Raw genomic sequence first — 8923 nt, 5'->3', positions numbered from 1 at the left:
GCGTTGACGGCGATGTCGCTGATCTTCGCGGTGTTCCTGACCAATCCGGCGCCGATCTGCGTGCTCGACGAAGTCGACGCGCCGCTCGACGACCACAATGTCGAACGCTTCTGCAATCTCATGGACGAGATGGCGGCCACCACCGAGACGCGTTTCGTCATCATCACCCACAATCCCATCACCATGGCGCGCATGAACCGGCTGTTCGGCGTGACCATGGCCGAGCAGGGCGTCAGCCAACTGGTGTCGGTGGACCTGCAGGCGGCCGAGGCGATGCGCGAGGCAAGCTGACCCAGGTCGCGCTGCCTGCGAAGGGGCCGCTCCGGAGCAATTCAGGAAAAGTGTGCAAGCGGTTTTCGCCCGGCAAAAAATGTCAGGGCCGCGGACTGTGCCTGTGCGAATGATGCTTGGCCGAGGACCAGACGAAATAGAGCGATCCCAGTTTTAGCACAGGCACCCTGCGATCCCGCTCGCGATCACGCAGTTCGCGGTAGGTCTTCACCTTCAGTGTGCCCCCCGGCAATCTGATTCGCAAAGCCATGATGCATAGAGCTTACGTGCTTTCTCCAGTCGATGGAATGTTCATTTCAAGCTCATCGTCAGTATTCGAGCTCTTGGAGGGTCGATCGGGAATTGTACTGGGCCACCAGATGACGAAATATTTGCCAAACTGCCAGACCGGGACTTCGCCCTTGTGCTCCCGTCGCCGCAACTCATGACGTTGCTTGACCTTCAACACGCCACCCGGAAGCCTGATCTTGATCGTCATCGTCCCTCAATACTGATGGCGCGCTTCCTGGGTGCCGCGCCCGAAAAACCGCCCACTCTCGGATCGGACCGTTGCAATCCGATTTCGCCGAGTCAATGGAGCCGGGGGCGAACTCCTCTGGCTATCGGCCCCGTGCACAAAGGGCTTGAGAACAGGCTCAACCTCTGCGCCGCAAGATCCAGTTCACACAGATCACGGCCACGAGGCCACAAGCGATGCCGACGCAATCGGCAACCCAGTCGGACACGTCCAGATCACGTCGTATCAGCGCCGTGCCCTGGAGGACCTCGATCGCCGCTCCAACAACTGCAAGGAAGACGATCAGCCTGACCTTGCGATCAGGCCAGCCGAGCCCTCCAAGGAAAGTCATGACGGCAAAGGCGCTGGCGTGATTCAGCTTGTCGTAATGGAAACCGATATCGATCCCGTACTCCTCGAGTCCGGGTATAGGCACCAGTGCAAGGACAAGAACAGCGACAAGCGTGCTGAAAAAAGCAATCCGTTCGGCGGCTGGATGAAGTCTCATTCTGCTCCAATCTGTGCCTGCCCGCCGCGAAGGTCGAAACCGGCTCGGTATTGGCGGTTCAGGCTGAAACTCAGATCGACGGCGTTGTCTTTCAAAGCCGCAATTTTTGCTTGAGCCTTTTCAGCCAGGTCTGTTCCGCCTCATCCTGGTCTTGATGCGCCGGGACATAGCGCGGCGTTGCCGCCGTTCAACGGATCCCCGTCTGCGTCTCGTTCAAAGAGTGGAGTGCTGAAAAGGGCTCCGCATGGGCTTTCACCATTTCGCTCATTAGAATATCCGCGCCAGTCATCAGGGGGATCAAGGTTTCCGCAAATGTGTATGTTTTGATGCCATAAAGCCACTTCAGGTAGAGAAGGGCAGCTGACGTGCCGGAGACGCACCCAACAATGTTCATCCGGGATACGACAAGCTCTATCGGGTATATGTGCGGAAGGTTCGCCTCCATGATCCTGGTGCTGGCGTCGGCTGTCACATTGCCGATGGTATCCAGCAATTCGGGGAAGAAGGGCGTGCTTATTCTGGGATGTTCCTTCCAGACGACGTCGTATCCTCTCTCAACGATCTGCTCCGCAATGCGTCTATAGATCGCCGCCTCTTGCGCGTACGACATTATGCCGTTTCGCGACAATGCCTGGCCGAGCAGCAGGAGCCGTGGGTTGGCTGACGCACGGCAATGTTCATTGCCGCCGGAAAGCGCATCCCTGCAGGCTTCATCTATTACGTCGCGCATCAGCGAAGCGCCGACCTGGAATCTTGGTACGTTCTCCAGAGCATCGTGAATGGGGATTTCGTGGAGCAAAGAATAAAACTTTGTCACCCGTCTCAGATGGTGTCTTTCTATCTTGTCGGCCGCTTTCCTCAGTCGGAACGCCGGTGAAATTGTAGAGAGTCCTGCAATCAAGGCTCCGGTGATGCGCCGTCTAAACCTGGTGCCTGGCGGCCATGACATGGTTGAAATTTCGAATGGAAGGTATGACGTCAAGCCATCCTCATACAAAACGATCTTGGCTTCTGGGTATGAGTCCAGCAGTATTTTTTCCGATGGCCGGTTAACGAAGCAGGCCCAGATTTCAACCGCGGAACTCGCGTCGATGCCAATTGTGTCTCGGATCAGACGATGGATCCGGAAAATTTGCAGTTGCCCATATTTACGCTCGGACGTCAGAAGGTCGTATGCCCATATGATCCGTTTCCAGGTCCATACTGTAGACGCAAGTTCAGCAAGACCGGTCTTGAAATGCTCGGAAACGCCGGCCGTTTCATAGAGCAGAAGGTAATCCTCATGCTCCTCACCCGCCGGGAAGCTTCCATCCATTGTTGACTGGCGAAGAGAGGCAACCAGGCTGAGCAATTGCCAGCTGCCAAAGACGCAGCATATTCGAACTGGCAATTTAAGGTCTCCAGATAGGATGGAAATAACGCCGCATGTTCCGCGATCTCAACCGCAAAATTGCTTCATGTCCGAAGACCGTGTGTGGCTCGGGGCGTTTCGCCAGCTTCATAATACTGCCCGTCGTCGACCGGAAAATATCTTGCAGATATTGGCGTCCAACGCCCGAGACAGGCTGGAGTTCCGCGCAATAAGCAGGCGAATTCAGTTCAATTGAGCGGCAGAGACCTGAGATCCCTAAACATCAGGCGGCGGCAGACCGCTCATGCGGCTCGATCTTGCCGCTTCGGTTCCTGTCGGCACCAAGAGCGCGAATTCTCCCGGTTTTCGGGAAGGTCGTTGCCCGGGAAAGCGGGTTTCACTTCCATCTTTCAAAAGTAAGCTCCAGCCATGAACCGGAGCTTGATGATGACAGAGGCGGAAACCAGAATGTTTAACACGCTTGATGTGCCAGCCGGTCCGGTGCGCTGGCCCGGGATTCCGGCCGACCTGCCAAGGTATGGCGCGTGTGGCCGCACCTGCGCATCATGCCCGATGCGAAGCCCGCACTGCTCCTCGAACGCCCTTGATGCCGAAGCTTCGGCGCAACTTTCCCGGTGAGCAGGCGATGGGCGGCGCCGGAAAATGCGCCGCCTGTCGGAAGGGTTGCCCGCGATCAGGCCGCGAGCCAGGCCCGGGTGAAGTCCTGCTCATAGGCCTGATGCATCTGGTAACCCATCAAGGCAGGTTTCATATGGCAGAACAGCTTTCGCCAGTAGGGCTGAACGATGATGCCGGAATCCTGCAGCATGACCTGCAGTTCCTTCATCACCGCACGGCGCTGCTCCGGATCGGCGATGGCGTTGGCCTTGTGGACCTTGGCATCGAAGTCGGGATCGGCGAACCCTGTCTCGTTCCATGCCGAACCGGTCTGGTAGGCAAGCGCATAGGTCTGGATGCCGAGGGGTCGGGCGTTCCAATTGGTGGTCGCGAAGGGATACTTCGTCCAGTCGTTCCAGAATGCCGATTCCGGGATGACAGTGCGTTTCACCTTGAAGCCCGCGTCGCGCATCTGCTGGGCGACGGCATCGGAGCTTTCCTTGCGGTAATCGGCTTCGACCGAGATCAGATCAAATTCGAAATCGAGCTGGCCGGCTTCCTCGAGCAATGCCCTGGCCCGGACCGGATCACGTTTGATCGGCGGCAAGTCGGCGTGTTCGGGATGCATCGGTCCGACATGATCGTTCTGCGCGACGATACCCATGCCGTCGGCGCCCAGTTGCAGCACCGCTTCGTTGTCGACCGCAAGCTGTATGGCGTTGCGCACGCGCTTGTCGTCATAGGGTTTGGCGTTGACGTTGCAGCGCGAGACCAGGGTGGCGGCAGTGACGATCTCGCTTTTCTTCAGGCCCAGCCTGTCGAGCATGGCGACGTCATAGGACTGCGTCTGCCCATTCAGGTCGATCTCACCGGATTCGAATGCGGAGACGGTGGCGGCCGAGTCGGTGCCGTAGTCGGTCCAGTCGATGCCCTCGAGGAACACCTCGCCGCCCCACCACGACCCGTCCGGCCGCTTGCGCACCGAGGCAGCAACGCCGACATCGAGTCTTTTAAGCTCGAACGGGCCCGTGCAAGCGGGGTTGGCCGACAGTGGCGCCGCCTTCGGATTGAATGTGTGGTGGACGATCAATGCCGGATAGTCTGTCATCGCTGGGATGATGGTGATGTCGGGCTGAGACAGTTTCAGGACCACGGTGTGGCCGTCGCGAACCTCGATGGCACCAGTGCGCGCCACCTTGGTGTCGGGATCGATCAGCGCGGTCATGCGCCCGGCCATCGAGTTGCCGGCGGCATCCTTCTCGCACCAGCGCGTGATGTTGAAGGCAACATCCGTGGCGGTGAAATCGTCGCCGTTCGACCATTTCACCCCCGGGCGCACCTTGAGCACATATTCCGTCGCGTCCGCATTGATCTCCCAGCTCTGCAGCAGCACCGGCTCGAAGGTGAAATCCGGCTTCCAGCGCACCAGCGGTTCGAGAAACTGCATGGCGATGTTGCCCATCTGCGAAACCTTGAACTTGCGCGGGTCTTCCAGCTCCATCACCTGCATGGCAACACGCACCACGCCGCCCTTCCTGGGTTGGACGGCTTCCTCGGCTCGCGCCGGGACCGGCTGACCGATGAGCCCGTAGGCAATCGCCGTGCTGGCGCCGAAGGCGCTGGCCAGCGCCAGGAACTCGCGGCGGCCAAGCGCGCCGCTCTTCGCGCCTTTCGCAAATGTGCCGATCGCGGGATGAAGAGGTCTGGATGTCATATCGGTTCTCCCATTGTTGATTTTACGCCCAAATTCGGTGGAATGCCCTTGCCGCGTCGTTGCTGGGCGCTGATTTCTACAGGACGCAGCCGATGGCGGCGGGGCCGCGACGGCGAGGGGAAGGCAAGATGAATCTTCTGACGGCGATGCGGGTGTTCGATCGGGTTTGCCTGCTGGGCAGCCTGTCGGCGGCGGCGCGCGATCTCAACATGTCGACGACGGCCGTCAGCCGTACCATCAAGGAACTGGAAGACGACCTTGGCGTCCGGCTCATCAATCGCACCACAAGGCGTCTCAGCCTCACCGAGGCGGGCCGCGACTATGCTCCGCGTGCGCGCAGCCTGCTCGACGACATATCCGAACTGCAGGATTCGACGCGCGGCCTGCACAAGGAGACGCGCGGCCTGATCCGGGTTTCCTGCTCCAATGTTCTGGGCCACACGCGCATAACCAAGTTGGTGCCGAAATTCCTCGAAGAAAACCCGCTCACCACGATCGAGTTCGACCTCACCGCCCGTTATGTCGTCGGCATTGTCGAGGAAGGCTACGATGTGGCCATCCGCTTCGGCGGTCAGGCGGATTCCGCCCTGATTGCCCGCCGGCTTGGTGAAGTCCGCAATTATGTCTGCGCCACGCCCGATTATTGGGATGCAAACGGCCGTCCGGTCCACCCGGATGAGCTGGCAAGCCATTCCTGCGTGCTGAGCAATTTCGCCAAGCGCCTTGGCACATGGCCTTTCATCGGACCCGACGGCCCTTTCGATGCGGCTGTCGGCGGGCGCATCTCGACCAACAGCGTCGAGGCCGCCTACCAGATGACTACCGCCGGTTTCGGCATCGGCAACCTGCCCAGCCTGCTGGTCGACGCTGCAATCAGGGACGGCCGGCTGGAAGTGCAACTCGATGAGTTTCGCCCCGGCTCCAGCCCGATCTACGCGCTCTATCCGCACCGCACCTATATTGCGGCCAAGGTGCGCGCGTTCGTCGATTTCCTGATCCGCGAACTGTCGGCCGACTTCACCGCCTGAAATGCTGCCCGATTGTCCATGGCCAACGCCGCCAGGGGCCTGGCGCGAACGCCAGGCCCCCTCTGCCCCCGTCGCCCGACGCGGCAGCGTCATTTCCACCAGGCGGTGGTGTCGTACATCGGTCCCGGCTCCTCGAAGAGCTTTTCGTATTTGCACAGTGCCGGCGTCTTGCCGAGCGGCACCGAAACGCCGTCCCTGAACGCCCATTCGCCACGTTGCGTCGTATCGGCCCGCACATAGCTGGACAGCGCAAAGGCCCGGTCGTGCTGCGATTTGTTGGGCGAGGAGCCGTGCACGGTAAGCAGCCCCCATAAAGCAAGGTCGCCCGGCTCCAGCACCAGCGGAACGATGGTCGCCGGGTCGATGCCGACTTTGCGCAACTCTTCTTCGGCGGTCAGGCCCTTCATCAGCTCGGCGGTTCCCTCATCCGACAGGCCGAGATAGCCGAGCTTGTGGCTGCCGGGCACGACCTGAAGGCAGCCATTGTCCAGCGTCGCCCGATCGACCGCGAGGCCTGTTGTCACGGTGGCGTCGGCGACATTGTCGAAGGCGGCCTGGTTACGGAAGCGCAGATCCTGGTGGAAGCGATAACCCGTGACATTGGCGCCGGGCGGCTTCCAGTGCAGCTGTTGGGCGATCTGCCTTATGTCACGGCCGATCAGGCCCTCGAGCAGCTTCAGATAGTCGGGATTGCGGCGGAATTCTTCAAAATAGGAATTGATCCAGGAAAACCAGTAAGCCTGCAGCACATAGCGTTGGCCAAAGTCCGATTCAGGCAGGATCTGGAAATTCAGGTTGCCGTGCCGGAAGGTGGCGTGATGCTTGAGGCCTTCGGCATAGACCGCATCGGTTTCCTTCTTCAGCCGGATCATCTCGTCGCCGTCGACGAATTGTCGAACGACCGCGTATCCTTCCTCGCGGTACTGCTCCACCGCCTCGCGTGCCTGCCTGTCCGTCAGCATGTCCGTGACAACCCCTGTCTGTGATCCGTGTCGATCGTAACGAAGGGGTTGCCGGCGATAAGCCATCGATTTTGGCATCGACTTTCCCGATTATCGGGAAATTGAGCGGGGCGTCAAAGGTGGATTGGTCGCAATCGGCTGGTCAGATACGTGCTGCGCCGGCAGGCCCTAAAAATAGGTCCGCGGCGCGACAAGGTTCTTCTGCTGGCGAACATAAAAACAATAGAAGCCGAACGCTGCGGCAAACCACATGAAGGCCTCGCCCATGGCCAGCCGGTTGTTGGAATTGGTGAGGATGGTTAGGGCGAAGAAGACCAGTGTGGAGATGTAGCAGGACCATGCGGCCGGAGCGACGAGCTTGGCTCGCATGGCCAGCAGAACCTGCCTGGCCGACCAGGTGTAGAGAAAGGCAAAGAACGCCAGTCCGACCACCCCATAACGCACGGCAATCTCCAGATAACCATTGTGGAAGACATTGAAGATCATGGGATGATAGGTTCTGTTCTGCCATTCGGTCAGCCAGCTGGAACTGGCTCCGAAGATCGGGTGGCGCTTCCAGATATTGATCGCATCCGCCCACAGCATCAGCCTTTCCTTGGCTGCAAGCGGAACCGCGTCGCTCGCGATGGCGCGGTCGAAGGCGGGGAGGACCCCATGCCTGAACACATCCGGAACCAAGGTTTTGACGAATGCCATGGTATCGTCGGCGGTGGACGAGAAGATGTTGTGTGCCGCGACAATGCCGGCCGCCACGATCACCAGCACGCCACCCGAAACCAACAGTTCGCGGCGATGGCCTCTCGCCAGGGTCATGACCGCCAACAAGAGCAGAGCGAGCGCAAGCGCAAGCCACACTCCCTTTGAGCGCATCTCGATGATATTGACGAGGGCAAGCAGCAGGACGGCTGTCGACAGGGCCCAATGCAGGTTCTTGGTTGCTTTTCCGAGGTCCGTTCTCTGCGCCGAGTAGGCCATGAATTGCAGCGTGCAGAGGAAGATGAAACCGGCCGCCACCGACGCGTGGATGGGATTGTTGAAAAGCCACGGGGCAGGTTGGACGCCTTGAAACATGTCCGAATAGAAGGTGTCCGCCGCTAGGAAGACGAGACTGAGGATCATGAACCAGAGCACGAGCCGTGCGGGCTGCCTGACAAACAGCAGAAACGCGAAGCCGGTCGTCGCGTAGAACAGCGGAAACATGTAAATGCCTTCGGCGCCACCCAACTGGTGGGTGCCGAAATAGACGATCGCCAGTCGGATGAAGACGTAGAGCGACCAGCCCAGACACAGGAAGCCGACCCAACCGATCAGCGGTTTGCTGTAGGTCCACAAATCCACTCTGAACCAGCGGATGACCGCGACCAGGGCCAGCGCCAGGCCCGCATAGCGGTAGGTGTCGGCCTCGCGCCACACCGCGGAGACCAAAGCGAGAATGGCGAGTGCCGCAAGCAACAGAAGCAAGGTGTGGCGCGGCGCGTTGTCCTTGGCATCATCCAGGGCATCTCGCGGCAGAGGGGGCGGCAGCAGGACGTGATGCAGGCGGCGCAGTTCGTCGCTGGCCCGTAACACCCCGGCACGTAGCCGGCTCGGCCCGCCCAGCCTTGCGGATTTGTAGCTTCCCGAGGGACCGGCTATGCCCGAGATCCCACTGCTGGCGGCGAAGCCAAGCACGTTTTGGCGGACCGAATAGACTTTCAGGCCAGTATCCCAAAAGCGCTCGAGCGCGACGTCCCATGGCATTTTCATTACGACGAGCGCCGACAACAGACCCTGCGCGCCCTCTCGCGTCACCAGATAGGCGGCGGCCGAGCCTTGCGGGCCATGCAGCGCACGACCGATCTCATCGCCTTCCGCCGTCTCGACCGCGCGCATGAAGAAGCTCATGCGATGGTTGGTCAGCTTGATGACATCGAAATCCGGCACCGCCGCGATGATGGCCTCGATGCGCCGCATGG

The 8923-nt window shown here is 60.0% G+C and carries 8 protein-coding genes; 2 read left to right on the top strand and 6 right to left on the bottom strand.

The window, feature by feature from the left end; all coding sequences use genetic code 11:
- The coding region (locus EOC06_RS24665; RefSeq protein WP_164766857.1) for a hypothetical protein at positions 1-291 on the top strand (291 nt) is incomplete at its 5' end.
- Positions 292-553: 262 nt separating this feature from the next.
- Here the strand turns inward: EOC06_RS24665 and EOC06_RS24660 are convergent.
- The 4 genes from EOC06_RS24660 to EOC06_RS24645 form a co-directional block, all read right to left on the bottom strand.
- Complete coding sequence (locus tag EOC06_RS24660) at positions 554-769, bottom strand: hypothetical protein (RefSeq protein ID WP_127268451.1); 216 nt, start codon at positions 767-769, stop codon at positions 554-556.
- Between the two features lie 157 nt (positions 770-926).
- Positions 927-1295, bottom strand: a complete 369-nt coding sequence (locus tag EOC06_RS24655) for a hypothetical protein (RefSeq protein ID WP_127810991.1) — start codon at positions 1293-1295, stop codon at positions 927-929.
- Between the two features lie 187 nt (positions 1296-1482).
- A complete protein-coding gene (locus EOC06_RS24650; protein ID WP_245470021.1) occupies positions 1483-2685 on the bottom strand; it encodes an alpha-2,8-polysialyltransferase family protein in 1203 nt (400 codons plus the stop codon).
- A 655-nt stretch (positions 2686-3340) separates the two neighbouring features.
- Positions 3341-4978, bottom strand: a complete 1638-nt coding sequence (locus tag EOC06_RS24645) for an ABC transporter substrate-binding protein (RefSeq protein ID WP_128309015.1) — start codon at positions 4976-4978, stop codon at positions 3341-3343.
- A 128-nt stretch (positions 4979-5106) separates the two neighbouring features.
- Between EOC06_RS24645 and EOC06_RS24640 the strand changes: the two genes are divergently transcribed.
- On the top strand, positions 5107-6006 hold the full coding sequence (locus EOC06_RS24640; RefSeq protein WP_127290810.1) for a LysR family transcriptional regulator: 900 nt from the start codon (positions 5107-5109) through the stop codon (positions 6004-6006).
- An 89-nt stretch (positions 6007-6095) separates the two neighbouring features.
- Here the strand turns inward: EOC06_RS24640 and EOC06_RS24635 are convergent, their stop codons facing one another.
- Both EOC06_RS24635 and EOC06_RS24630 read right to left on the bottom strand, forming a co-directional pair.
- Positions 6096-6968, bottom strand: coding sequence for a phytanoyl-CoA dioxygenase family protein (locus tag EOC06_RS24635; protein ID WP_245470019.1), 873 nt, complete (start codon positions 6966-6968; stop codon positions 6096-6098).
- 168 nt (positions 6969-7136) lie between these two features.
- Positions 7137-8923: O-antigen ligase family protein (locus tag EOC06_RS24630; protein ID WP_245470017.1), on the bottom strand; the 1787-nt coding region annotated here is incomplete at its 5' end.

Origin of the sequence: Mesorhizobium sp. M7A.F.Ca.MR.362.00.0.0 (genome assembly GCF_004023175.1) — a bacterium.
Lineage (GTDB): Bacteria > Pseudomonadota > Alphaproteobacteria > Rhizobiales > Rhizobiaceae > Mesorhizobium.
This window is presented reverse-complemented; position numbering and strand designations above follow the sequence as displayed.